This window comes from Streptomyces sp. NPDC041205, from assembly GCF_055591765.1.
The window spans coordinates 21,318-47,709 of record NZ_JBVIZH010000002.1 but is presented as its reverse complement, the minus strand read 5'-3'; the positions used below and the strand labels follow the sequence as shown (position 1 = coordinate 47,709).

The 26,392-nt window shown below is 71.7% G+C and carries 17 protein-coding genes; 5 read left to right on the top strand and 12 right to left on the bottom strand.

Annotation, left to right across the window (positions count from 1 at the left end; all coding sequences use genetic code 11):
* The first annotated feature begins 168 nt into the window (after window positions 1-168).
* Window positions 169-4,074 (top strand): serine protease, encoded by a 3,906-nt coding sequence (locus tag ACZ6BG_RS07210; RefSeq protein WP_468998108.1) that lies wholly within the window; start codon window positions 169-171, stop codon window positions 4,072-4,074.
* Between the two features lie 131 nt (window positions 4,075-4,205).
* Window positions 4,206-5,156: a bifunctional riboflavin kinase/FAD synthetase gene (locus tag ACZ6BG_RS07205; protein WP_468998106.1), complete on the top strand. Its 951-nt coding sequence runs from the start codon at window positions 4,206-4,208 to the stop codon at window positions 5,154-5,156.
* Window positions 5,157-5,243: 87 nt separating this feature from the next.
* On the opposite strand, the gene ACZ6BG_RS07200 is transcribed toward ACZ6BG_RS07205, so the two are convergent.
* From ACZ6BG_RS07200 to eccE, 8 genes are all read right to left on the bottom strand, one after another.
* On the bottom strand, window positions 5,244-6,263 hold the full coding sequence (locus ACZ6BG_RS07200) for an oligopeptide/dipeptide ABC transporter ATP-binding protein (protein WP_468998103.1): 1,020 nt from the start codon (window positions 6,261-6,263) through the stop codon (window positions 5,244-5,246).
* A gap of 154 nt (window positions 6,264-6,417) precedes the next feature.
* Window positions 6,418-7,470 carry an ABC transporter ATP-binding protein gene (locus ACZ6BG_RS07195; RefSeq protein ID WP_468998101.1) on the bottom strand — a complete coding sequence of 351 codons (1,053 nt, stop codon included), beginning with the start codon at window positions 7,468-7,470 and terminating at the stop codon, window positions 6,418-6,420.
* Window positions 7,467-8,429 carry an ABC transporter permease gene (locus tag ACZ6BG_RS07190; protein WP_468998098.1) on the bottom strand — a complete coding sequence of 321 codons (963 nt, stop codon included), beginning with the start codon at window positions 8,427-8,429 and terminating at the stop codon, window positions 7,467-7,469. The genes ACZ6BG_RS07195 and ACZ6BG_RS07190 overlap by 4 nt, the downstream gene beginning before the upstream one ends.
* The gene (locus tag ACZ6BG_RS07185) at window positions 8,426-9,526 is read right to left on the bottom strand and encodes an ABC transporter permease (protein ID WP_468998096.1); all 1,101 of its coding nucleotides are present in this window, start codon (window positions 9,524-9,526) and stop codon (window positions 8,426-8,428) included. The genes ACZ6BG_RS07190 and ACZ6BG_RS07185 overlap by 4 nt, the downstream gene beginning before the upstream one ends.
* A 59-nt stretch (window positions 9,527-9,585) precedes the next feature.
* Window positions 9,586-11,496, bottom strand: coding sequence for an ABC transporter substrate-binding protein (locus tag ACZ6BG_RS07180; RefSeq protein WP_468998093.1), 1,911 nt, complete (start codon window positions 11,494-11,496; stop codon window positions 9,586-9,588).
* 292 nt (window positions 11,497-11,788) lie between these two features.
* The gene (locus ACZ6BG_RS07175) at window positions 11,789-15,553 is read right to left on the bottom strand and encodes an SCO5717 family growth-regulating ATPase (protein WP_468998091.1); all 3,765 of its coding nucleotides are present in this window, start codon (window positions 15,551-15,553) and stop codon (window positions 11,789-11,791) included.
* A 344-nt stretch (window positions 15,554-15,897) separates the two neighbouring features.
* A complete protein-coding gene (locus ACZ6BG_RS07170; protein ID WP_468998088.1) occupies window positions 15,898-16,674 on the bottom strand; it encodes a hypothetical protein in 777 nt (258 codons plus the stop codon).
* Between the two features lie 71 nt (window positions 16,675-16,745).
* Complete coding sequence (gene eccE, locus ACZ6BG_RS07165; protein ID WP_468998086.1) at window positions 16,746-18,044, bottom strand: type VII secretion protein EccE; 1,299 nt, start codon at window positions 18,042-18,044, stop codon at window positions 16,746-16,748.
* Between the two features lie 174 nt (window positions 18,045-18,218).
* Between eccE and eccB the strand changes: the two genes are divergently transcribed.
* Window positions 18,219-19,763: a type VII secretion protein EccB gene (gene eccB, locus ACZ6BG_RS07160; RefSeq protein WP_468998084.1), complete on the top strand. Its 1,545-nt coding sequence runs from the start codon at window positions 18,219-18,221 to the stop codon at window positions 19,761-19,763.
* 13 nt (window positions 19,764-19,776) lie between these two features.
* On the top strand, window positions 19,777-21,060 hold the full coding sequence (gene mycP, locus ACZ6BG_RS07155; protein WP_468998081.1) for a type VII secretion-associated serine protease mycosin: 1,284 nt from the start codon (window positions 19,777-19,779) through the stop codon (window positions 21,058-21,060).
* A gap of 28 nt (window positions 21,061-21,088) precedes the next feature.
* Here the strand turns inward: mycP and ACZ6BG_RS07150 are convergent, their stop codons facing one another.
* The 3 genes from ACZ6BG_RS07150 to ACZ6BG_RS07140 form a co-directional block, all read right to left on the bottom strand.
* Entirely contained in the window at window positions 21,089-21,316 is a 228-nt protein-coding gene (locus tag ACZ6BG_RS07150) for a hypothetical protein (RefSeq protein WP_468998078.1), read from the bottom strand.
* Window positions 21,317-21,711: 395 nt separating this feature from the next.
* Window positions 21,712-23,961 (bottom strand): hypothetical protein, encoded by a 2,250-nt coding sequence (locus tag ACZ6BG_RS07145; protein WP_468998075.1) that lies wholly within the window; start codon window positions 23,959-23,961, stop codon window positions 21,712-21,714.
* Window positions 23,962-23,971: 10 nt separating this feature from the next.
* Window positions 23,972-24,484 carry a hypothetical protein gene (locus ACZ6BG_RS07140; RefSeq protein ID WP_468998074.1) on the bottom strand — a complete coding sequence of 171 codons (513 nt, stop codon included), beginning with the start codon at window positions 24,482-24,484 and terminating at the stop codon, window positions 23,972-23,974.
* 375 nt (window positions 24,485-24,859) lie between these two features.
* On the opposite strand from ACZ6BG_RS07140, the gene ACZ6BG_RS07135 reads away from it, so the two are divergent.
* A complete protein-coding gene (locus tag ACZ6BG_RS07135) occupies window positions 24,860-25,333 on the top strand; it encodes a hypothetical protein (RefSeq protein ID WP_468998071.1) in 474 nt (157 codons plus the stop codon).
* On the opposite strand, the gene ACZ6BG_RS07130 is transcribed toward ACZ6BG_RS07135, so the two are convergent.
* A complete protein-coding gene (locus tag ACZ6BG_RS07130; protein ID WP_468998069.1) occupies window positions 25,294-25,548 on the bottom strand; it encodes a hypothetical protein in 255 nt (84 codons plus the stop codon). The genes ACZ6BG_RS07135 and ACZ6BG_RS07130 overlap by 40 nt on opposite strands.
* Window positions 25,549-26,392: the final 844 nt, after the last annotated feature.

Sequence of the window (26,392 nt, the reverse complement as noted above, 5' to 3'; positions counted from 1 at the left end):
TCCCCCCTTCAGAAGGTGTATCCACCTCCACCCGCCGATTCACCCCTACGGGCAGGCGCTCGGAGTGAACCGAGGGAGCGGAAGGGGGCGCGTTCGGCTCGCGTTCTGTCCGGCTGATCATCGCCGACCTACGGTCGAAGGTACGGGGTGCGGCTGGGAGGTTCGAGCATGGCGGGACGGGGCCCGCGCGCCCGGGGCGGCGCGGAGCGGGACCGGGGCCGGAGCGCGTGGACGGCGGGCCGCGACGCGTGGCGCGAACCCGAGCGGTCCCTGGTGCGGATCTGCGACCTGGCCGGGCGGCCGCGCGGCCACGGCTTCGCCGCCGACGACCACGGCACCGTCATCACCAGCCACGAGGCGGTCGACGGCCTCGCCCGGATAGTCCTGCACGCGCCCGGCGAGCGCACCTGCGTCGTGACCGCCGACGCCGTCACCGCGCTCCCGGAGGCCGACCTCGCCCTCGTCCGCACCGACGGCCTCGCCCTGCGCCCGCTGCCCGTCGCCGCGCGCGACGGCGTGGACGTCGGCTCGTACGTCCGCATCGCCACGGGTGGCTGGCGCCAGGCCCGGGTTCTCGACTCGGCCGCCGTCACGTACACCGCCACGGACCGCTTCCACCTCCTCGACGCCGCCATGGAGCTGGCCATCGGCACCGACGGGGCGGACGCGCTGCGGCTCGGCGGCGGCGCCGCGGGCGGGCCCGTCGTCGACGCCGCGTCCGGCGCCGTCCTCGCCGTCCTCGCCACCGCGCTGCAGGCACCGCACCGCGCCGCCGGGTTCGCCGTGCCGCTGCGGGCCGCGGCCGCCGCGGACCCCGGCGGGCCGCTCGCCGCCCTGCTCGCGCGCAACGCGGCGACCGTGCCCGGCTTCGGCCGCGACCTGAACCTCGCGGGCGCGCTGCACCTCACGGCCACGTCACTCGGCTCCGACGGGCCGCGCGCGCTCGACCCCGCACCGGTCGAACGCCCCTCCACCTGCCGGGAGTTCACCCACTTCACCGCCGGACCCGCGCGGGTGCTCGGCCTCGTCGGCGACCCCGGCACCGGCCGCACCACGGAACTCGCCGCCCTCGCCCGCCGCCGCGCCCGGGGCGCCGAACCCGCCCCCACCCTGTGGCTGCGCGGCGCCGACCTGAGGGACGCGGACACCTCCGTGGCCGACGCGGTGGGCCGCGCCCTGGAGCGGGCCGGGCGCATCCTCGCCGCGTCCGACGCGGCGGTCGGCGGGGACGAGGGGCTCGGCGACATCTCGGCGGGGCGGGTCGCCCGGCTCGTGCGGGACGCCGGACGGCCGCTGCTGCTCCTGCTCGACGGGCCCGAGGAGATGCCGCCCGTGCTCGCCCACCGTCTCGCCGGGTGGAGCGCGGGGACGGCCGGATGGCTGCGGGACACCGGGGCGCGGCTCGTCGTGGCCTGCCGCGCGGAGTACTGGGAGCAGGCCGGGGCCCACTTCCCGCCGGAGCTGCTGCACGTCCCGGACGGCGACGCGGTGGCGTACCGCTCCCGGGCCGCCCTGCCCGGCTGCGTACGCCTCGGCGAGTTGCCGCAGGTGCAGGCGCGCCGGGCCCGCGAGCGGTACGGCATCGCGGACGGCGCGCTCGCCGAGGCCGACGCCGGACACCCCCTGACGCTGCGGCTCCTGTCCGAGGTCACGGCGGCGCTGCCGGACGCCGCCCCCGCCGGGCGGCCCTGCCGCGAGGAGGTGTTCGCCGCCCACCTCGACCTCCTCTGCCTGCGCGTCGCCGTGCGGCTCGCCGCCGACAGCGGGCTGCGCGGGACGGCCGTACGACGCCTCGCGGCGAAGGTGTCCGGGCAGGTCCACGAGGCCGCCCGGCGCTGCCTCGGCCCCGGCCAGGGACAGCTCGACCGCCCCGCCTTCGAGACGGTCTTTCCCTGGGGAGCCTTGCCTGGCAAGGGCGCCGACAGTTGTACGGGCTGGGCCTCGGCCGTCCTCACCGAAGGCCTCCTCGTCCCCGCAGGAACCGGCTACCGCTTCGCCCACGAGGAGCTGGGCGACTGGCTCCAGGGCCTCCACCTCGACATCGACGCGGCCCTGACCTCCCTGACCCTGCGCTACGCCCGCCCCCACACCCCGCCCTCACCCCGCTCCCTACCGGTGCCACGCCACCGGGCCGGCCCGGTCCTCCAAGCCCTGCTGGGACTCGAGCGCCAGCGGGGCGCCGAGGAACTCGCTGTGAGGTTGGGGGAGTTGGTGGGGGCGCTTGAGGTGTTCGGGGGCACGGAGGACGCGGCGGTCGTGGGGGAGGTGGCGGTCGCGGGGGAGGCGAGCGCCTTGGGGGAGGCTGTGGCTGGCGGGGATGTGACGGTGTGGGGTGAGGGTGTCTGCCTGGGGCGCACTGATGTCCCACAGCCACGGGTGGGCGGGTGGGACGGCCGCCGCGGAGCGGCGGTGGGGGGCGGTGGCCCCGGTGCCGGGGCGGTGGGGGGCGCGCCAGGCACGGTGACGGCACCCGGGGCGGCATCCGGCGGGCCCGGGGCTTCCGGCGTACCGGAGGCTTCCGGCGTGCCGGAGGGGCCTGGCGGGCCCGGGGCTTCCGGCGTGCCGGAGGGGCCCGGCGCCCCCGAGAGCCCCGGTGCCGGGCGTGGGGCGGGGGACGGTCTGGGGGCTCGGGTCGGCGCCGGGGCGGGGGGCGACGTGGAGAGCGCGCGGTGGTGGGCGCGGCATCTCGTGCGGGAGACGCTGCTCCGCGTCGCCGACGCCACCCCGTACACCCCCGTGCTCCAACGCCTCGCCGCCCAGCGCCAGTTCGGCCCTGACTTCTGGCTGGCCCTGCCCCTCTCGGAGGCGGCCAGGTTCGAGCTGCTGCGGGCCGTCGTGGTGCACGACGGCCCGCCGGGCACCGGGCGCCGCTGCCTGGACGCCGTCGCGGAGCGCCTCGCCGCCGACCCCGCCGCCGTACAGCATCATCTGACCCGGTGGTTCGCCGACGAGAGGCCGCTGCGCGCCGCCCCCGAGGCGACCGTCGCCTCCGCCGCCCAGGCCCTCCTCCACACGCACCGCCACCGCGCCGTCGACGACCTCACCGAGGCCCTCGTCGACTGCGCCCACCCGCGCGCCGACGAACTCCTCGGCGCCCTCGCCGAGGACGAGCCGTCCGCGCTCTGCCGCGCCGTCGACCGCTGGGCCCACGACGCCCGCCCCGCCCGCCGCGTCGCCGCCGCCACCCACGCCCCGCGTGCCGCCCGGCACACCACCGGCGAGGCCGACCGCCGCCTGCTGCGGTACGCGGCCCAGACGCTCCTCGACCACCCCGGCGACGAGTCCCTGCACGGCGCGGCCCTCGGCCTCCTCGTCCGCGACCCGCACACCCGCGCCCGCCACCTCCCGTACGCCCTGCGCCGCTTCGCCACCGGCGACCCGGGCCTGCCCGCGAGCGCCCTGGCCACCGCCCTCGGCACCCACCCGGAGCCGGTGCTCGCCGCCTTCCGGGACCGCCTGCGCGCCCGTGACACGGGCACCGCCGAGGTCCTGCGCGGCCTCCCCGACGTGCCCTCACCCGCCCTCGCCCGGCGCGTGGCGGACCTCGTACGCGAGCGGGTGGAGCAGTGCCCGCGCGCCGCGGCCGACGCGGCGGCGTATGTGGACCTGCGCCTCGAGCGGGGACCGGAGGCGCGAGCCGAGCTGTTCCCGCTGGTCGTCGCCCTGCTGAAGGGCCGCGGCGTGGACGTGCGCGTCGCCCTCGCCCCCGTGCTGGCCGCCCCCGGCACCCCCGTCTCGCGGCCCCTGCGCGCCGAACTGCTCGACCTGCTGCTCGCCGCCGAGCGGGAGCACGTCGTCTTCGAGGCCGTGCTGCGCGCCGTCGGCGGCCGGGGCGGCGGCGCCGAGCGCGACCGCGATCTCGTCCGCCGCACCGCCCTCCTCGCCGGCCGCACCCCGGAAGGCGCAACGGCCTTCGACCGCGCCCTGGTCGACGTGGCCCGGCGCGTCCCCGGCTTCGCCACCCGGCTCATGGGCTGGCTCACCGACGCCCCGCAGGACTGGGCCGCGCTGGTCGGGCCGAGCGCCCGGCGCACCATCGAGCACCTGACCGGCGAGGTGCCCGTGTCGGCGTGAGCTCCGCCACCCCGGCCGATGCGGGCGACAAACTGTCGGCATGGCAGTCTTAGACCTGCGCAATCGGCAAGGGAACGTACAGACGTACGGGCGTACGGATACACACACGGGTTCGGCGAGGAGCGAAGACAGTGCAGCGCTGGCGTGGCTTGGAGGACATTCCCCAGGACTGGGGGCGCAGCGTCGTCACCATTGGTTCCTACGACGGCGTGCACCGCGGTCACCAGCTGATCATCGGCCGCGCGGTGGCCCGCGCCCGTGAACTGGGCGTGCCCGCCGTGGTCGTCACCTTCGACCCGCACCCGAGCGAGGTCGTGCGCCCCGGCAGCCACCCGCCGCTGCTCGCCCCGCACCACCGGCGCGCCGAGCTGATGGCCGACCTCGGCGTGGACGCCGTCCTCATCCTCCCCTTCACCACCGAGTTCTCGAAGCTGTCGCCCGCCGAGTTCGTGGCGAAGGTCCTCGTCGACAAGCTGCACGCCAAGGCCGTCGTCGAGGGCCCCAACTTCCGCTTCGGCCACCGTGCCGCGGGCAACGTCGAGGTCCTCGCCGACCTCGGCCGGACCTACGACTACGAGGTCGAGGTCATCGACCTGTACGTGAGCGGCACGGCGGGCGGCGGCCAGCCCTTCTCGTCCACGCTCACCCGCCGCCTCATCGCCGAGGGCGACGTCGCGGGCGCCCATGAGATCCTGGGCCGCCCGCACCGCGTGGAGGGCGTCGTCGTCCGCGGCGCCCAGCGCGGCCGCGAGCTGGGCTTCCCCACGGCCAACGTTGAGACCCTGCCGCACACCGCGATCCCCGCCGACGGCGTCTACGCCGGGTGGCTGCACGCCGACGGCGAGGCGATGCCCGCGGCCATCTCGGTGGGCACCAACCCCACGTTCGACGGCACCGAGCGCACCGTCGAGGCCTACGCCATCGACCGCGTCGGCCTGGACCTGTACGGCCTGCACGTCGCCGTCGACTTCCTCGCCTTCGTGCGCGGCATGGCGAAGTTCGACTCGATCGACGACCTCCTGGTCGCGATGGCGGACGACGTGAAGAAGTCCCGGGACTTGGTCGCGGCAGCCGACCAGTAGGGGGACGGCGCCGGACGAGCAGGTCTCAGCCCGCCCGGCGAGTGAGGGCGAGCCCGAAGGGCGATCGGCGGCAACTCGACCGGACGGTCACCTTCGGGCGTGCGCCCAGTGACAGGCAACCTGCGTCCCCCCGGCACCCGACAACACGGGCAAGTCCTTCGTACGGCAGTCCTGTGCCACCCCGGCCCGCTCCGCCTCACCGCCCGCGAGGATCTGGCACCGCGCGTGGAACCGGCACCCGCCCGGCACCCGGGACGGGTCCGGCGGCTCACCCGTGAGCACCACCGGCTCCCCCTCCGCTTCCGGCAGGACGGACAGCAGGGCCTGGGTGTACGGGTGCTGAGGTGCCGTCAGGACCTGCTCGACCTCGCCGGTCTCCACGATCCGGCCCAGGTACATGACGGCCACCCGGTCGGCGATGTTCCAGGCGAGCCCCAGGTCGTGGGTCACCACGAGCGCGGACAGGCCGAGTTCCTCGCGCAGCCGGAGCAGCAGCGCCAGGATCTCGCCGCGCACGGACGCGTCCAGGGAGGCCACCGGCTCGTCCGCGACGATCAGCTCCGGCTCCAGGACCAGCGCGCCCGCGATGACCACGCGCTGGCGCTGCCCACCGGACAGCTCGTGCGGGTACCGCAGGAAGAACCGCTCCGGCGGCCGCAGCCCCGCCCGGGACAGGGCCGCACCGACGGCGGCCCGCTCGTCGCCCCCGTACCCGTGGATGCGCAGCCCCTCCGCCACGGCCTCGTACACCGTGTGCCGGGGGTTGAGGGAGCCGCTGGGGTCCTGCAGGACGAGCTGGACGCGCTTGCGGTACGCCTTCAGGGCACGGCCGCGGTAGTCCAGCGGCTTCCCGTCGAAGGTGACGCGGCCGGACGTGGGCGGGACGAGCCCCAGCAGGGAGCGGGCGAGCGTCGTCTTGCCGCAGCCCGACTCGCCCACGAGCGCGACGATCTCGCCACGCCGGATGTCGAGGTCCACGCCGTCCACCGCGCGCGCCGGGTCGGCGCCCCGGCGCCCGGGAAAGGAAATGCGCAGGTCGGAGGCGGTGAGAAGCGGTGCGGAACCGGTCGGGGGCTCGGTCGGACCGAGGGTGGCTTCGGTGGTCATGCGCTTCTCCTCGCGGCCGGGCGCCCGGGTGGGCGGTTCATGGCGTACGCCGGGTGGTGCGCGGCGTGGGGCGGTGGCGGGGCGGCGTACGCGGGGCGCGCTTCCCGGCGCCCCCTCCGGCCCGCCCCGGGGGGCGGCGCCGCCCGAGGCCCCGTCACGGCGCCCCCTCCGCCACCGGAGCCGACGGCCGAGCGGCATCCCCGGCCTCCGGGGCGCCCACGTGCACGCACGCCGCCCGCCGCGCCGGTCCCGCCGCGCGCAGCGCCTGGTCGTCCGTCGAGCAGGACTCGATCGCCTCCGGGCAGCGCGGGTGGAACGTGCAGCCGGACGGCAGCGCCGAGGGGTCCGGCGGGTCGCCGGGCAGGCCCCGGGGCGCGAACCGCGACGACAGGTCCCCGATGCGCGGGAACGCCGCCGACAGGGCCTTGCCGTACGGGTGCCGCGCCTGCTCGTACACCTCCCGCGCCGGACCCTCCTCCACCACCCGCCCCGCGTACATCACCGCGAGCCGGTCGCAGGTGTCGGACAGGACCGCCAGGTCATGGCTGATCATGATCAGGCCCAGGTCCTCCTCGGCCACGAGCTGCTCGATGAGGCGCAGGATCTGCGCCTGGATCATCACGTCGAGCGCGGTCGTCGGCTCGTCGGCGATGATCAGGCGCGGGTCGCAGGCGAGGGCCATCGCGATCATCACGCGCTGGCGCTGGCCGCCGGACAGCTCGTGCGGGTAGGCGTCCGCGCGTGCGCCCGGGAGCCCCACGTGTTCCAGGAGCTCGCGGGCCTTCTTCTTCGCGCCGGCCGGGGTCGCCTTCTTGTGCAGCAGGACGGGCTCGGCGATCTGGTCGCCGATGCGGTGCACCGCGTTCAGGGAGTGCATCGCGCCCTGGAAGACGATGGACGCGCCCGCCCAGCGGACCGCGCGCACCCGGCCCCACTTCATGGTGAGCACGTCCTCGCCGTCGAGCAGGATCTCGCCGGTCACCCTCGTGCCCGCGGGCAGCAGCCGCAGCAGCGCCAGCGCCAGCGTGGACTTGCCGCAGCCCGACTCCCCGGCCACGCCCAGCTTCTGCCCGGCGGCCACGGAGAGGTCGACGCCGCGGACGGCGGCGGCCCCGGACGCGTACGTCACCGTGAGGTCCCGTACGTCGAGCAGGGTCCGCCCGGCGCCCGCGTCGCCCGTCGTGGTCTCGGTCGTCTCGGTGGTCAACGGGACACTCCCAGCCTGGGGTTGAGCACGGACTCCACGGCCCGCCCGCACAGCGTGAACGCGAGCGCGACGACGGCGATCGCGATGCCGGGCGGCGCCAGGTACCACCAGTCGCCCGCGCTGACCGCGCCCGCCTCGCGCGCGTCCTGGAGCAGACCGCCCCAGGAGACGACCGTCGGGTCGCCGAGGCCGAGGAACGCGAGCGTCGCCTCGGTGAGGATCGCGCTGGAGATGACGAGGGTGGTCTGCGCGAGGACCAGCGGCATGACGTTGGGCAGCACGTGCCTGGCCATGATGTGGCCGTGGCCGCCGCCGAGCGCCTGGGCCCGCTCGATGTAGGGCCGGGACTCCACGGCGAGGGTCTGGGCGCGCACCAGACGGGCCGTGGTCGGCCACGTCGTCACGCCGATCGCGAGGATGACGGTCCACACGGAGCGGTCCATCACGGACGCGAGCGCGATGGCGAGGACGAGCGTCGGCATCACCAGGAACCAGTCCGTGACCCGCATGATGACGGTCGCGTACCAGCCCCGGAAGTGGCCCGCGGTGATCCCCACGACCGTCCCGATGGCCACCGACAGGAACGCCGCGAGCAGCCCGACCGTCAGCGAGATGCGCGCGCCCCACACGAGCAGCGCGAGCAGATCGCGGCCGAACTGGTCGGTGCCGAGCGGGAACTCACCGCTCGGCGACTGCATGGCCTCGCCCGGCGCCTCCGTCACGCTCTGCGCGTCCGAGCCGACGAGCAGCGGCGCGAACACCGCGGCGAGGGCGATGAGGACCAGCGCGACCAGGCCGAAGACCCCGGCCCGGTGGGTGCGGTACTCCCGCCAGAAGCGGGCCGCGGAGTGCCGCCTGCGCGTCCAGGCGAGGGCGCGCGGGCTCTTCGCCTCCCGCGGGGCGCCCGTCTTCTCGGGCTCCTGCGGCGCGGGGACGGAGGAGGCTGTCTCGGTCGTCATCGGCCCACCCTGGGATCGAGCAGCGGATAGATCACGTCGGCCACCGTGTTCATCAGGATCACCGCCGTCGCGAAGACGAAGAAGAGCCCCTGCACCAGCGGCAGGTCCGGCACGCTGAGCGCCTGGTAGAACAGGCCGCCGAGGCCGGGCCAGGAGAACACCGTCTCGACCAGGATCGCCCCCGCGACCACCGTGCCCAGGTTCACGAACATCAGGGTGACGGTGGGCAGCAGCGCGTTCGGCACGGCGTGCCGCCGCCGCACCAGGTCGTCCCGCAGCCCCTTGGCCCGCGCCGTCGTCAGATAGTCGCTGCCCATCTCGTCGAGCAGCGACGAGCGCATGACGAGCAGCGTCTGCGCGTACCCGACGGCGACCAGTGTGACCACCGGCAGGACCATGTGGTGCGCGACGTCCAGGACGTACCCGAACCCGCTCTCGTCACCGCTCTCCATGCCGCCCGTCGGGAACATCCCGGGCAGCGGCCCGACCCCCACGGAGAACGTGATGATGAGCAGGAGCCCGAGCCAGAACGACGGCACCGAGTACAGCGTCAGCGCGAGCCCGGTGTGGAAGCGGTCGCCGAAGCGGCCGTTGCGCCAGGCCGTGCGCGTCCCCAGCCAGATGCCGATGAGCGTGTAGAGGACGTACGCCGTGCCGGTGAGCCACAGCGTCGGGCCGAGCGCCTCCGTGATCTTGTCCATGACGGGCGTGTGGAACTGGTACGACGTGCCGAAGTCCCCGGTGAGGACATTGCCGCAGTAGTCCGTGAACTGCTTCCACACCGGCTGGTCGAGCCCGAACTCCGTGCGCATGGCGGCCAGTTGCTCACTGGAGACCCGCCGTCCGCCCGTCATCTGCTTCACCGGGTCGCCCGGGATGAGCCGGAACAGGAAGAAGCTGGTGACGAGGACGGCGAACATCGAGACGAGGGCGCCGCCGAGCTTGCCCGCGACGTACTGGAGATAGGCGGCTGTGCTGCCCGCCCGGGGGCCGCGGCCCCGGGGACCGGCCTGCTCGGCCGGTCCGCCGGAAGCCGCGTCCTTGGCTTCGGCCTCGGCGGCGAGGATCGCCGCCGGATTCCGTTCGCTTGCGGTCATACGTCACTCGCGGTGTGGGGGGACGTCCGCTTGGCTGTCATCCGCTGGCGTCTCATGCGTTACTCGCGGTCCTCTGCGGTCGAGCGGCGGCGCAGGGCGATCAGGACTCCGCCGCCCGCGAGCACCACCGCGGCGACGGCGATACCGATGATGACACCGGTCGAGCCGCCACCATCGGAAGAACTCTTCCCACTCGCCGGGACCGCCGACCACCAACTCCAATAGCCGTCCTGGCCGTAGATGTTCCCCGCCGCCGACGGCATGGTGGTGATGGACTTGATCTGGTCCGTGCGGTAGGCCTCCACGGCGTTCGGGTACGCCATGACGTTCATGTAGCCCGAGTCGTACAGCCGCGACTGCATCTGCTTGACGAGATCGACCCGCTTGGCCGGGTCGTACTCGGCGAGCTGCTTGTCGTACAGTTCGTCGAACTTCTTGTCGCAGATGAAGTTGTCCGTCGCCGCGCTCTCCTTGGCCTTCTCCGGCAGCGCGGCGCAGGTGTGGATGCCGAGGACGAAGTCGGGGTCGGGGTTCACCGACCAGCCGTCGAAGGCGAGGTCGTACTCGCCCGCGTACCAGGGCACGGACACGTCGTCGAGGCAGTTCACCTTCAGGCCGATGCCGAGGTCGCCCCACCACTCCTTGAGGTACTTGCCGACCGCCTTGTCGTTCGGGTCGGTGGCGTGGCACAGGATCCGGAAGTCGAGCGGCTTGCCGTCCTTGCCGACGCGCTTGCCGCCCTTCTTCTTGTACCCGGCCTCGTCGAGGAGCGCCGCCGCCCGCTTCGGGTCGTAGCGCAGTTCCTGGTCGGGGGAGGGCTTCCAGGCGTAGTCGGAGAAGCGCGGCGGGATGTACCCGGCGCCCTCGACGGCGTTGCCCTGGAACACCTTGTCGACGATCGTCTTGCGGTCCACGGAGAGGAAGAGCGCCTGCCGGACCCGCTTGTCGAGCAGTGCGGGGTGGCCGTCGCCGAACTTCTTGCCGTCGAGCGTGCGCGCGCCGGGGTTCGTGGCCAGGGCGAAGAAGCGGCGGCCCGGGCCGTTGTTCACCTTGATGTCCGACTCGCCCTTGAGGCCGTTCGCCTGAGCGGGCGTCAGCGCGGGCTGGCCCGCGACGAACGACACCTCGCCCTTCTTCAGCGCCGCCACGGCGGCGTCCTGGTCCTTGTACGTCTTGAAGACCAGCTCGTCGAACTTCGGCGCGCCGCGCCAGAAGTTCTTGTTGGCCTTCAGCTTCACGTACTGGTCGACCTTGAAGTCCGTGAGGATGAAAGGACCGTTCCCGACGACCGGGAAGTCCTTGTCGTTGTTGAACTTGGAGATGTCGTCGACCTTCTCCCAGACGTGCTTGGGAACGATCGGGACGTCGAGCGCCGCCATGGTCGACTGCGGCTTCTTGAGTTCGACGACCAGTTTCGTCGGACTCGGCGCCGTCACCTTCTTGAAATTGGTGACGAAGTTGGAGTTCGCGGTGGCTGTGCCTTCCTTGGACATGATTTTGTTGAACGTCCAGGCGGCGTCCTCCGCCGTCGCCTTCTTCCCGTCCGACCACTTGGAATTCGACCGGATGGTGTACGTCCAGGTGAGCTTGTCCGCCGACGGCTCCCACTTCTCGGCGAAGGCCGGGATCGCGTGGTTGTCCTTGACGTCGTAGTTCGTGAGGTACTCGTACGTCAGCCGGTGGATGCTGGTGCTGAGCAGGCGCTGCGCGAGGAACGGGCTGAGCGAGTCGACGCTCTGCGCCACCGCGATGGTGAGGGTTTTCTTGCCGTCGTCCTTGGCCTCTGCCTGCTGGGGCGCCGGGTTGAGGGGGGTCGCCAGGCCCGCGGTGAGTGTGAAGGCCGCGGCCGCGCCGGCGGCGAGGAGCAGGCGGGGGCGGCGGCGCTTTCGTGCGGTGGCCGCCGTGGGCGTGGTGACCGCTCGGGCCGCTGATGATGACCGTGTTCTGCCGTGCTGATCTTTAGTGTCCATGGATCGGTGACCTCGCGTCATCGCTTGCGCAGAGATGGCTGGTTACGGCTACGTGATCAAGGAACGTCAGGTGGTTGATGTGTGTGTATCAGCGCCGGTCATCGCGCGTCAACGGCCGGTGAACCCCATGTGGCCTGCGGAAATAACGAGTTGACCGGGAATTCATCCGCATTGGTCAAGACCACTGACGCCGTGCTGGCCAGAGGGTGGCACGCAAAAGCGCCCCGCCTTTTCGCTGGCGGGGCGCTTGCGCGGTTCCGGTGTGTTTCCTGGGGTTTCCGGGAGGGGGTGGTTATTGCTGCTGGGGCGGCAGCGGCTGCTGGTGGGGCTGGCCCGGAGCGGACGGCTGCCAGCCCTGCGGGGTGGCCGGGGGCTGCGGCTGCTGCGCGCCCTCCTGCGGGGCGGTCCCGTACGGCTGCTGCGTGCCTTGCTGCGGGGCGGTCCCGTACGGCTGCTGTGCGCCTTGCTGCGGGGCGGTCCCGTACGGCTGCTGTGCGCCTTGCTGCGGGGCGGTCTCGTACGGCTGCTGCCCGCCCCCGGGATACCCCTGCCCCGGCAGCGGCGGGGCGACCCGCGGCGGCGGGTTGCCGTCCGACGTCCAGAGCCCCTGCGCCTGCTGCGCCCGGACGAAGTCCTCGGCCACCATCGCCGAGAGGTTGAAGTACGCCTCCCGCACCTTCGGCCGCATCATGTCCAGATTGACCTCGGCCCCGGCGGCCAGGTGCTCGTCGAAGGGCACGACGACGACGCCCCGGCAGCGCGTCTCGAAGTGGGACACGATGTCCTCCACCTTGATCATCTTCCCGGTCTCGCGGACCCCGGAGATGACGGTGATGGACCGCGAGACGAGGTCGGCGTACCCGTGCGCGGACAGCCAGTCCAGCGTCGTGGACGCGCTGCTCGCCCCGTCCACGGACGGCGTGGAGATGATGATCAGCTGGTCGGCGAGGTCGAGCACCCCGCGCATCGCGCTGTAGAGCAGCCCGGTGCCGGAGTCCGTCAGGATGATCGGGTACTGCTTGCCGAGTACGTCGATCGCCCGCCGGTAGTCCTCGTCGTTGAACGTCGTGGACACGGCCGGGTCGACGTCGTTGGCGATGATCTCCAGGCCGGACGGCGCCTGCGAGGTGAAGCGCCGGATGTCCATGTACGAGTTGAGGTACGGGATCGCCTGGACCAGGTCGCGGATGGTCGCCCCGGTCTCGCGCCGCACGCGCCGCCCGAGCGTACCGGCGTCCGGGTTGGCGTCGATGGCGAGGATCTTGTCCTGCCGCTCACTGGCGAGCGTCGAGCCGAGCGCGGTCGTCGTGGTCGTCTTGCCGACGCCGCCCTTGAGGGAGATGACCGCGATGCGGTAGCACGAGAGGACGGGGGTGCGGATCAGCTCCAGCTTGCGCTGGCGCTCGGCCTCCTCCTTCTTCCCGCCGAACTTGAACCGCGACCCGCCGCCCGCGGGACGGCTGCTCTTGGCCTTCTGCTTCTTGTTGTTGAGCAGCCGGTCGGAGGACAGCTCGACGGCGGCCGTGTACCCGAGGGGCGCGCCGGGGTTGGTCCGCTCCCGCTGATCGTGCTGCACGGGCTGCGGCCAGGCGGCACCGGCGCGGGGGTCGGCGGGGGCCTGGGGCACCTGAGGCGCTTGGGATGCTTGGGGCATCTGGGGTGCTTGGGGCTGCGCCTGCGGTTGTGCCTGTGGTTGGGGCTGGGCCTGCGGCTGCGGCTGGGGTGCTTGGGGTTGCGGGGCCTGGGGCTGCGCGGGCTGCGGCTGCTCCGGTGCGGGAGGAGTGGGCTGCTGGCCGAGCGGGCTCGGGAACTGGCCCTGCTGGAAGGGGGGTTGGGCCTGGGTCTGGGGCTGCGCGGGCTGCTGGTAGGGGCCGCCACCCGGCAGCTGCCCCGGGAAGTGCGGCTGCTGCCCCTGGGCGGCCTGCGTGTCCTGAGGGGGCTGGGCCTGCGGCTGGGCGGCTTGGAACGGTGCCGTCTGCTGCGGGGGTACGGGAGCCGGGGGCGCGGCTTGCGGCTGCGGCTGGGGCGGGGTGGCCGAGGGCAGGGGCTGGGCCGCCTGCGGTGCTTGGGGCTCGGGTGCGTGGGGAGCCTGAGGTGCGGCCGTCTGGGGCGGCTGGGGGAAGCCGTAACTGCCCTGAGGTGCGGGGGAGTTGACTCCGGGCGCGGGGGTCGGGGCCGGCGTCGGGAAGCCGTAGCCGCTCTGTGGGGGCGCGGAGGTCTCGGCGTGCTGCGTGGGGGCCGGGAACCCGTACCCGCTCGGCGGGGGAGTGGGCGTCTCGGGGGCCGGGGCGGGCGCCTGCGCGGTGGGGACGGCCGGGGCCGTGGGCGCGGGCCAGGCCTGCGGGGCCGGCGGCTGGGGCTGCGGCTGGTCGGGCTGCTGGTCCTGGGCGACGGGGGCCGGGGCTTGGGCCGGGGCGGGCGTCGGGGCCTGGGTCGGCGCGGGCCACTGCGGGGCGGAGGTGGGCGCCGCGGGCTGGAACGCGGGCGGCAGCGGCGGAAGTCCGGCCTCGGGGGCGGGCGGCGGGGTCCAGGCGGGCGGAGCGGAGTCCTGTACGCCGTGGAGGTCGGCGGGGGACTTGGGGGCGGGCTCGGTCGTGGGTTGGGGGTGGGGCTCGGCCGTGGGTTCGGCCGCAGGGTCGGGCTTGGGCTCGGCCGTGGGTTCGGCCGCAGGGTCGGGCTTGGGCTCGGCCTCGGGGGTCGGCGTCACGTCGGCCTCGGGGGCGGTGTCGGCGTCGGCTTCGGGGGCGGTGTCGGCGTCGGCTTCGGCCGGGGTGCCGGACTTGGGCTCGGCGCCCTGGTCGTCGCCGCTGCTGGATCGCGGGTCGGCGCCGAAGGAACCGGCGACGAGTGCTGCGGCGAGAGAGTCGAAGTCGGAACCCGGGTCGGCGCTGGCGCCTGTGCCGGAGCTGGTGCTGGAGTCGACGTCGGAGCCAGAGTCGGAGACAGGGCCGGAGCCGATGCCGGAGACAGAGCTGGCGTCGGCGTCGGATTCCGCGTCGGAGACGGCCTCGGCGGACTGCCTCGCGGCCTCACGCCCGTCCTCGTCCCCGGCACTCTCGACCACGGCACCGGAAGCCGACCCACCGACAAGGTCCTCAGCGGAGCCGGCAACCGCAGCGTCGACAACCGCGCCGTCGGCACCCGCACCCGCAGCACCGGAACTCTCGCTGACCGCACCGGAGTCGACCGCACCGGAGTCGACCGCACCGGAGTCGACCGCCCCCGAGTCAGTCAGCCCCGAGTCAGCCGATCCATCCCCCACCTCGACCTTCTCCTCATCACCCGGTGATGAGGAGTGAGCATCGCCCGACGCGCGGGCAGCGTCCCGCTCGGCCATCTCACGCCGCAGGGCGGCAGGGGAGAACCGCATGGTGGCACCGCTCTCCAGGTCGCCACCGCCCAGGTCATCACCCCCGAGGCTCTCGGCGACGGGAGCGGCGGCCTGGTCCTTGTCGGAGGCCCCGGCGCCCGAAGCGTCCCCGCTCCCGGCGCCCACACCACGTACCGGAACGGAGGAGGAGACGCCTGCCACGGCGCCGCCCCAGTCCGCCACGCCCCCGGAGGCCGGAGGCGTCACGGGCGGGGCGGGCGGAACGGCAGGAGCCGTGGGCGGCGCGGGCGGAGCGGGCGGGGTGATCGGCTGTCCCGTGGGCGGCGCGAGCTGGAACCCGCTGCCGACCGGGAGCTTCGGTACGGCGCCGGCGGGAACACTGGAAGGAGTCCCGGGCCCACCGGAACCCGTACCCCAGGATCCAGCCGGGACCTCGGAGGAGCCCCCGGTGGCACCGGACTCGGCAGGAGCGGCCGCATCCGGAACGGAGCCGGCCGAAGGCGAAGAGGAGGCGGACGCGGCGGACGCCTCGCCGGAGCCAGTGGTGGCGGCGGGCGACACGGACGGCGTCTCCCCCGCGCTGCCGGACGCGTTCTGCGTGTACCAGGCGGGCGGCGCATAGTCGATGGTGAACTCGCCCGTTGTCTCGGCAGCGGACTCCGCGTCGGACTGATCGTCGACGGGTGTGTCCCAGCCGCCGCGGATCTTGTCCCGATCGCTGTTCACAATGCCTCCTGGTGTGGTCGAGCACGTTCGTGCCGTGGTGGGAGGCGACCGTTCCTGTCGTCCGATCCGCCTGGCTCTCCCCGTGTGAGGGACGCGCGCACCCCGCGTACGGGTTCTGGCGTCGCCCTTGTCCCAGCCTAATCACCAAAAGCACCAGCACGGCAGGCCAGTCCGCCCCCCCCAGTCGGCGACCGTTACGTCACGCCTCACTCAAGTCCGGTCAACTCCCGCCAAACCACACGGACAAACCACCCAACCACCCCCGAACCCCGCAAACCTCACGACCATCGCCGGACCGCCCGTCACCCTGAAACCCCTCTGCCTCCTCCACGCTCCCCGATCCCTCAATCCATCCGCCGAGCCGCCCCCAGCAGTCCGATCTCCGCGTCGGTGCCCTGAGTCATCACGTACTGCCGGTCCCGCTCGGCGCACCACAGCGTCACGCCGTCGGCGAGCGTCGGCAGCGAGTCCACGTCCCCGCGCGGCAGCCCGAGCGAGCGCCCGATCTGCGTGGCCTCGTCGGGCGAGACCCGCTGCACCCCCACGAGCCGCGCCTGCCGGATCAACCGGGGTGCCACGGGGCTGAGGTAGGGCAGCAGCGTCAGCACGGACTGCCAGGGCCCGGACACCACCCGTCCCCGAGGCGGCCGCATCCCGCAGTCCCGCACCACGAGCACCGGACTCCCGGCCGTCGCCCCCTGCGGCGGCACCCGCCCCACGTCGTGCACGGACATCCCGGCCTGCCCGACCCCCAGGGCCTGCACCAACTGCGCCCAGGCCTGCGCACGCCCGGTCTCGACCGCCACCCGCGCCCCCGTGGCGGCGGCCCGCAGGGCGATCACCTGGGCGGTCCAGAGGCCGCCGATGAGCAGGACGTCGTACGGAGTGGGGCGGTTCACGCCGAGCACGGCCGGCTGCCCGGCGGCGTCCGCGCCTATCACCACGCCGTCGTCCCCGATGGGCAGTGCGAGCAGGTCCACTTCCTCGGCGGAGAGCGCGTGCCGCCGGTGCCGGGGGCCGAGCAGCCCGAACCCTGTCCGCAGGGCCGCGCGGAGACCGTCCGGAGAGGGAGGGGGAGGCGGGGCTGGAGACGGGCCCGGTGCGGGAGTCGGGGTCGGCATCGGTCCCGGCGTCGGACCTAGGGCTGGCGCGGCGGGGCCGTGGGGCGCCGGGGGAGACGACGGAACGCTCATCAGCGCGTACCTCCGAGCGGCAACGTGGCGAGCATGGCGGGCAGTTGCTCCCGGTCGAGACGCAGCAGGCCCGTCCCGGTGTGGCGCGCCGCGTGCTCCAACGCGCGCCGCGCCGCGACCAGTTCGGCGTCACTCCGGCCCGTCACCCGCATGTGGGCGCGCAGCGACACCGCCTGCCGCTCGTCGCGCGCCAGAGTGAGGCTGAACGTCGTGGCCAGCGTGGGTACCGCCGTGAGCAGGGACACCAGCTGCGGCAGCGAGGGACCGCCGCCCGGGCCGCTCAGCCGCGGCCAGCGTCGCACCCAGTACGTCGTGTGCCGCCGGTTGTCGCAGCGCCAGGCGCGTTGGGACTCCTCGGTCCTGCGCGCGGGCGGCGCGTCCCCACCGGCCTGCGCCATCGCCAGCGGGTTGGCGCAGGCGGACGTGGCGACGGCGGCCGTCAGCTCGTCCTCGGTCAGCAGCGTCGCCCGGAATCCCGCCCCCGTCAGACGGCTCGCCAAGTGGTCCGCCGCCCGCACCGCGCACTTCTGCGCCCCGACGAGCCCGCCGTCCCGGGCGGCCACGGCCTCCAAACATCGCTCCGGGTCGAGCTTCAGGGCTATCCAGGTGATGCGCACCGCGGGGGCGCCGGTCTGCGCCTGCAGGGGCGCGTAGTTGCTGACGGCCACCGACTGCTGCGGCAGATGCAGCGCGGGCGCGGGCTGCGTGTGCAGTACGACCTGAGCCGACTCCAGGTGGATCCCGTCGACTTCCAGGGTGTCGCGCACCAGGCCGATGGGCAGCGGCTGCCGCGTCCGCTCCGCCCGCAGGGCCGTCGCGTCCGACTCCACCTGCAGGACGACGGTCAGGAAGCTGCCGTCGCCGATCATGCCGATGGGCCGCCGGTCCTGGTCCTTGCCGCGGCTGTACGCGTACGTCCGCAGCGAGGGGTCGCACTCCACGGCCGGCGCGAGCCCCGGCTCCGTGCCGGGCGGCACCGGGGTGGCGGCCGCGCGGCGTCTGCGGGCACGCAAGGCCCAGGCGGCCGCGAGCAGTTCGGGCAACGAGCGGCCCCGTCGCCGTACCACCGCGAGCAGGAGGAGCAACGCCGCGACCGCTCCCGCCGGAACGAGTGCCATGGGCGACACCACCCAGGCGGCGAGCAGCAGCGCCGCCGATAACTCCACCAGTGCCAGTTGTCGCAGCCGCAATGAACCGGCGTGCCCGGAACGGAACTTCAGGTGGTGCACCACCGTTCCGCCGTCCGGCGCCTGGCCGGAGGTCGTCGGCGGCCTCGCCCGCGTAGCGGAAGCCGTCATTCCAAACCCCCCGAATCTCCCGAAATGCGGTGCACGGCAAGCCTCTTGAGGCTCCAGAACCTTACCCGCCCCACACGTGTGATTACTGCAACAGGCATAGTAGGAGCTCGGTCTGACAACGAGCGAGGGGGAACGCCGACCCCCCGGCGCTGCACAGGGGGGACGCGGACAGCCATGGCATCACGGCGCGACGAACTCAACGCCTACACGTTTGCGAAGCGTCGTACGCTCGCTGCCTTCATCCAGCCGACACCCTCCGGCTCGGAGGAAAGCGCCCCGCGACCGCTGCGCGGCGTGCTTCCCGGGATCGTCGTCGGGGTGATCGTTCTGGCCGTTTTCGGCGCGTGGGGGATGCTCAAGCCCGCGGCCAAGCCCGGCTGGGACACGCCGAAGGAACACGTGATCATCGCGAGCAAGTCCACGACCCGGTACGTGATCCTCAAGACCGACGGCAAGCGGCAATTGCACCCCGTCCTCAACATGGCGTCGGCGAAGCTCCTCCTTGACGCCGACAAGGGCGAGGTCATCAAGGTCTCCGAGTCCGTCCTCGACAAGGGCAGGATCCCGCGGGGCGCGACCATCGGCATCCCGTACGCCCCGGACCGGCTGCCCGACCCCTCCGAGGCCGGATCCGCCAAGCGCTGGGCCGTGTGCGAGCGTCCGGCGGACGGCGAGCGCGCCATCCAGAAGGCCGCGTTCGTCCTGGCGGCGCGCGACCAGGACAGGACCGAGGGCGGCGAACGGCTGCGCGGCGGCGAGCTGTTGTACGTCGTCGGCCCCGACAAGGTGCGCTACGTCGTCGACGCGCGGGGCACCGCGTACCGCGTCCCCTCCAAGAACGAGAAGCTGCTGCGCGCCCTCGTACGCTTCGCCCGGGAACCGCAGCGGGTGTCCCGGCAGTGGCTGGCGACCCTGCACCGCGGCCACCTGATCTACTTCCCGAAGGTGGAGGGCACCCCCGGAGCCGACGCCGGGGTGGCCGACCTCCAGGAGCCGGGGGTCAACAAGGTCGGCATGGTCCTCAGGGCCCCCAACGGGGACAAGAAGCAGTACTACGTGGTGCTGCCCGGACGCGTCGCCCCGGTCTCCGACTTCACGGCGCACCTCCTGCTCGCGAGCCCCGACCTGGTCCGCCTCGGACAGGAGGCCAAGGCCCGGGACGTCAGCCCCGGAGCGATCAGCCCCGTCAAGGAGGAGTTCGGCGCCCACCGCGAATGGCCCCGCTACGCGCCGTCCCCCGCCAACGAGGCCTCCACCGCGCGCGGCAGCCGCAACACCGTCTGCAACGTCCTGCGCCACGTCGACGGCGACAGCGGCAGGACCACGCTGAGCACCTGGGCGGGCACGGACTTCCCGGCCACCCTCCCCGCCGGTTCGTCGAGCGCGTACGTCACGCCCGGCTCGGGCCAGCTCTACCGGCAGTTCCTCGGCCGGGGCACGAAGACGGGCGGCGACTTCCTGGTCACCGACACGGGTCTGCGGTACGCGATGCAGTCCAACAGCGACAGCGCGACCGACGACGCGGGCATCGGCACCAGCGCCAAGGAACGCGAGGAGCGCAAGGAGCGCGAGGAGCAGCAACAGGAGGCGGAACAGGCCCGCACCCGCCTCGGCTACGCCGACGTGGACGTGGCCCCGGTGCCCGTGGCCTGGTCCAGGTTCCTGCCGACGGGTCCGCGCCTGTCCACGGCCGCGGCGCGGCAGCCACAGGGTTCGTAGGGGGAGTCCCGTGATGCCCACAGCGCCCTCGGCACGCCTGTCCTCGCTCTCGTTGCCGCCGCGTGTGCGCAGGGCTGGGGCCGCCGTGGCCGCGGCCCTGGCCGTCGCGGCGACGACGGCCGCCCCCGTGGCGGCGGCACCGCCGACCAAGTCCCCGTCCTCGGACCGGTGCGAGTTCCCCAACAAGCCGTACGCGGGCCGCCCATGGGCGCTCCAGCGGGTCCTCCTCGACGAACTGTGGCGCCAGTCCACGGGCAAGGGGGTGAAGGTCGCGGTGATCGACACCGGCGTCGACGTCAAGAACCGCCAGCTCAAGCCCGCCGTCGACGTGTCCAAGGGCCGCAACTACCTCCCCAGGAATCTCAAGGACGAAGACGGCAACAAGATCAAACGGGGCAAGGAGAACGGCACGTCGGACCTGGTCGGCCACGGCACCCGCGTGGCCGGCATCATCGCGGCCCGCCCGGCGAAGGACACCGGCTTCGTGGGCCTCGCGCCCGACGCGACGATCATCCCGATCCAGCAGAACGACGCGGAGGGCCACGGCGACACCGCATCCCTCGCCCGCGCCATCGACTACGCGGTGGACGCAGGAGCGGAGATCATCAACATCTCCCAGGACACGGCGAACGCGGTGCGCCCCGCGCAGCACCTTGAGGACGCGGTGAAGCGAGCCGTCGCGAAGGGCCACCTGATCGTCGCCTCAGCGGGCAACGACGGCTTGGGCGGCAACGTCAAGAGGACGTACCCGGCGTGGTACGAGGGCGTGCTCGCGGTGGCGTCATCGGACCGCAACAACGAACGCGCCCCCTTCTCCCAGTCGGGCGACTTCGTGGACGTCGCGGCGCCGGGCGTCGACATGATCTCCACGGTCCCGCTGGGCGGCCACTGCTCCGACAACGGCACGAGCTTCTCCGCCCCGTACGTCACCGGCGTGGCAGCCCTCATCAAGTCCAAGCACATGGACTGGACCCCCCGCCAGATCACCGCCCAGATCCAACAAACAGCCGAACGCTCGACGTCCGGCCACGACCGCCTGGTCGGCTGGGGCGTCGTCGACCCGGTCCGCGCCCTCACCGAGGACGACCACCCGATCGAACGCCCGGTCGCCCACGAGGGCGTGAAGCGGGGCAAGGCCCCGAGCGCCGCGAAACTCCACCTCGGCGAAACGGAGGAGGAACGCACGGCCCGCATCGCCACGTACGTGGCCGTGGGGGCGGTCGTGGTGGTGGCGGGGCTTGGTGGGGCGGGGGTGGCTTTGCGGGATGGGAGGCGGAGGCGGAGGAGGGGAACGTGAGGCTGAGGGAGGGGAACCCGGGTGCCCCTTACGGCTTGGAGGACCTGGATGGCCTGGGGTGGCAGGCCTTCGATTTTTCAACCATCTTTGTGTAGGTCTTGATGAGTTTCCCCATGGAGCGGGAGTCTTCGCGGTCGCGAGTAAACGACTGAATTGTGGTGAACAAGCGCTGCTCGGGATGCGCTGGATCAGCACAGTTCTTGGTTTTACCGGTTGCCCCTGCGCCTGCGTACAGGTATTTGTCGTTCTCTGTCACCTGGTCGGGACTCCTCCGGACAGACGATGGGGCTGCGAAACGCAGATTCTCTCTTTCTGGCAGCCACTCCTGGTCGGCGAATAGCGCTACTTTGCTCTTATCTACGATTACGGTGCATCGCTCGGTCCCTCCGTCGGGAAATGTTCGCTGCATGGATACCCGGTCTCCCGGCGGCAAGAACGGTGACAGTAGGTCGGAGTTGACGGCCACGCCGCACAAGGAGTTCGGTGCCGCGTAGTTCCTTTCCTGACGGTCGCCTTCTTTTGAACATCCTGCAAGCGCAGCTCCCAGCAGCATCACGACTCCTCCAATGGTGACTCGCTGGAGTTGGCGTGAAAATGCAACCCGATTGCGATGGAGATCCAAGAGAAGGTTCCTCCTTTTATGTGAATGCCCTAAATGTCCGTCTTGAGGTCTGATGCCATTGCGTTCACGCTCGACTCTGAAAATGTGAATCCACGTCTCGCCGCACCTCGGGCCCATTCCCCTACATCGGGGAGATCGGTCCTCCGATGTTCTTTTGCTGCCCTTTCTGCAGCAGTCTCGGTGTACTGGGTGTTCTCCTGCATACCGGCATCCCAGGTCTCGCCCATGATGAGCCCGGCTTCCCCCTTAGCTTTTCCTTCCGCGTTCTTGAACAGATCCTGTAGAACTGCGCTGGTCACCGTCTCGGCCACTCCTCCGACTACTGCCCCGCCCACCGGGCTGGCGATGTAGGAGGTTCCCACGCCGATGCCAGTCCCGATGCCTCCAGAGATTCCGTCCTTCCATCGGGCAACGGATTCCTCGTAGGCTTGGTCCTTTTCTGCGGCTTCTCCTGCGACCGCCTCCGCCCGCCCTTGGGCCAGGGTTCCCGCCACTTCGCCAGATCCATTGGCCACGTTCTCGACAACAAACTGCGGATCCTTGGCGTAGCGCTGATCCGCAGGAAGGGATGGGTCCAGGTGGTGGGCCATCAGTTGTCCCATGTACGACTTCTGCCCGACTTCCACCGCCGCGTAGCCCTCGGGGTGCTGACCCACGGTGAAGAGGAAGCGAGTCACATCGCGGTGCTGGAACTCCGCCGGCTCGCCGACGATCGGGAAGAGGCGGTTCGTATCCCCGTCCGAATCGTTGGTCATCGCTCGGTTCATGTCGTGCAGGTACTCGGAAGCCATCTGCCCGAAGCTGTCTGCCATGTATGGATGCTCAGTGAGTAGCGTGTTCTCCTTGGAGACCGCGGAGACGACGCTTTCCATGAGCTTGGCTTGTTCCGCAGTGTGGGGTGGAATGTCGGTCGTGGGAAGCTCGCCCGCTGGATGTCCAGTTGTCGCCGCCTCGAGTGCCAGCGCCAGATTGTTCCGCCCGGTGCTGCTGGTCTGCCCGTCGGAGCCTTCCTCAACAGGCCAGTCCCGCTTCTCGAAGAGGTACTGAAAGTTCGAGACCTCTGCGTCCTGCCCGCCTCCCTTCGACATGAAAGTGTCGTTGAGGAATGGGGTTGCCGCACCAGGGCTGTTCGACAAGCCCTTCAGGAACCCCGTCATGGGATCCCAGCCCGTGTCACTTCCGGTGCGGTTGAGGTACGGAGAATTGGGGGTGCGCTGCCACGCGTCTCTCTTGCCGTTGTCGGTCAGCCGCTTCTCGGTCTCCATGAGCGCGGTGCCGTAGCTGTGTAGAAAGCTGTCGTCGTAGTTGCCCCAGCGCATGAGATTGCTCATGACCTGGAAGCCAAGGGGACCACTGTTTGTACGCACGGGCTGGCTGCCCTGGTCCACCACCTGGCGCGTCCAGTCCACCATCCCCGCGGAGTCACTTTGCGTGGCTGACGCGAGGGTGAGGCTCAGATACTTCTGGAATTCTCCGAACTTGCCCTGACGGCTGTCGTTCAGGTCGGGATTGACCCCGGGTTCATTGATCCCGGCCCAGAACTCCAGCGTTCCCTTCGCACCGAGCTTCGTGGCGAAGCGTTCCGAGAAGAGCGGATCGTGTGCGTACTTCTTCAGCCCTGAGTGGAGCGTGTCGAACTCCCTGACCGTGAGGTCCTGAGGATCCTTCTTGGCGAGTTTCGACAGTTCGTCAGCCTTCTCGACCGCGGCGACCGCGCTGTCCCGGTCCTTGTACCTCGCGTCGGTGAAGCCGTGCGTGCTCTGGTCGGCGAGCGCCTTGAGGACCTTGCTCGCCGAGCTGTCGCTCTCGGTGGCGTCATCGAGGATCCGCTGGATCTCGTCGCGCAGCGCGGTGACGTCACCCTCGCTGTGGTCAGGGAGGTCGGTTCCCTTCCCGGCCCGGTCGGGATGGATGTTCATCCGTACGGTGAAACCGCCGTCGCCGGTCGGGGCGACCGTCAGGTTCTTCTTTCCCCCGCGCTCGATGGCGTCGTTGAGCCGACCGTGATGGCGCTTCAGCTCGTCCCGGGTGTCCAGCAGAATCCGGTGGATGGACTTGGCCTGCGTGTGGGCGTCCTGAAACTCCTCGGCGGTCTTGCCGATGAACTCTTTCGAGACGGTGGCGTTGACGCCCGCCCACTGAGCCCTGTTCGCGGCGGATCGAAGGCCTTTGTCTGCGTCACTCTTCAGTCTCTCCAGGGTGCCCACCAGGGTCGACCAGTCGTCGACAGCGTCGTTCAGGGCCGCGAAGTTGGCGAAGCGGAGTGCGTCGAGGTCCATCGGTTGTCCTTCAGTCGTCCTTCTGCTTCTTCGGCGGCAGGTACACCGGGTTCTTGTCGCCGGGCTTGCCGACCCGTTCGTCGAAGCCCGCGTCGAGTACGTCGATGCGGCTCAACTGTCGTCCGATGTGCTGCTCGTCGCCCTGGTGCAACTTCTTCGTCACTCGCATGTGGTTCGAGATGTGGGCGCAGGCGTCACGGAGCGAGTTGAGCTGCTCCTCCCAGCGCTTGGCGACGTGCTGGAGCCCACCTCCGAGTGCGAAGCCCTGCCGCGTCAGGTCTCCCGCGGCCTGCTGACTGCTGGGCACCGCCACCCGCCCCTTGCTGCTGAGCCGATCGAAGAGGTCGAAGGCGTGCTCACCGATCTTCGCCAGATCGGCCTGGTGGACCCTCAAATCTCCGTACGAGCCCGGCGCCACCCCCGGGGAGCCACCCATGCCGGGCTCAACTTGGTTGAGTTGCATCTGCGTTGACTGGCGCTCCGCAGCCTGCGCCTTGAGTTGCTCCCACTCTTCCCACGCCATGGGCGGGTTCCTTCCCCCGGTGCGAACGGTGAGGACTGTACGGACAGTGGCTCACTGTGGACGGCAGCCTTCCGCGTCAACGTACCAACTCGCCGGATCAACCCATGAGTTGTCCGGATTTCGATGCCCGCAAGAGTGAATTTGACCGGTGCGGAGACCGCTTGCAGCGTGCCTTCGGGTGCGGAGCGCATACGGGGATCTTCTGCTGGCTGATTTGCAACTGCTCTGACGCAAAGCCCAGTTGGATGTCACTCACCGTGTGGCTAAAGTGACGATGGTGGGGTGTGCAATCACCGGCCGTCGGCAATCTCATGACCGTCAAGGCCTGCTGCAACCGCACGCTGAGGCCAACGGGGATTCGGGGATGGGGGCATCGTGCTCGAGGACGGGTACAGGGGGGCACCGCCGCCGGGTGGCGCTGACATCAAGCGCGGCCTGGAGGCGTTGAAGAAGTTCCGGCGGCGCATCGACACACTGCTCATGGAGTTCGAGGGGTCGGACGGAGGTTCGTCCAAAGTCGGCCACCAGAAGGTCGCCCGCGCCTCCTTCAGCGGCCAGGCGGCCCCCTTCCCCGAGGCGGACGGCCTCTACGCACAGTACGACCGGGTGCACGAGCGGCTCACCTCGCTCTCGAAGATGCTCGGCCACCAGATCGAGGCCATGGGGATCGCCGTGCACGGCGCGGACGTCGGCTTCGACAACCTTGAGGACGACCTGCGCCAGCGCTTCTGGTCGATCCAGACGTCGGTCCAGCGCGAGCAGGAACCGACCGGGCGCGAGCGAGTCGGCAAGCCCGACGAGCAAGGCGGCTACGGCAGCGACAAGTCCGACTCGGGGTGGAAGCTGTGAGCTTCGAAAGCCACAAACTCAACGACATGATCGACCTCGTCGAGCACGCGAATCCGGCCGACCTGGAGAGCGCGGGCGAAGCCCTCAAGAAGGCACGCGACGCGATCGCCGTGGCTGCCCGGGAACTCGGCGACCACATCGACCGGGTCGACTGGGAGGGCGAGGCGGGCCAGGCCTTCCGCAAGTGGGGCAAGAAGCTCGTCAAGGAGACGCACCAGCTCTCCGACTTCGCCGACACCGCGAGCGTCCAGATCGCCTCGGCGGGGGCGGGGCTGGCATCCGTACGCAGCTCCATGCCGCCGCGGGACACGCGCGCCGACCCGAAGGCCGTGGAGGACATCCCCTCTCCGAAGAGGGTGGACGGCAACGCGGCCTACGAGGCCGCGGTCACGTCGGAGAAGCATCGGCAAGAGGCGATCAACCAGATGAATCGGTTGGCGTCGTTCTATCGGGTGTCCCAGCACGAGATGGCGGGGCAGGAGGCGCCTACGTTTTCGGTTATGCCGGATGTGGGGGTGCCGCGGCCTGGGCCGGATGACAGGGATCCTCGCGAGGCGCCGAGGCCGGTGGTGCCCTCTGGAGTTGCTCCTGGTGATGGAGCCCCGTCGACGCCTCAGCCTGTAGCCGATCCCGTGTCACCGGAGGCTTCGGGTTCGGGTAACACCTTGCCGTCAGGCAACGACGTACGCGGCCCCCTCGTCCTCCCGGACCGGCCTGGTGGTCCGGGGCTCGCGGGCACGGAGACCAACAGCGTCGACACGCTGCCTCCTCAGAAGACCATCAGCCCTCCGCCCGCTTCGCCGCCCCCTGCACCTGGCCCAACCCCAACAGGTATCGACGGCGGACCTCCTCCGCTGCCTGGTGGTGGCCCTGTGAGGCGACCGCAAGACGGCCCCGACACTCGGGCGTCCCGTCGCGGGGGGAGTGGGAAGTCATTGTTGCCTGAGCAGGGGCGAACAGGCGTTGGACGCCCGAAAGAGCCGCTGGGACTTCCTGGGCGCGGCCCTACCGGCCCAGGCCCGACAGGGCGTACCGGGCCGGTGCCTCCGGCCAGGGGTC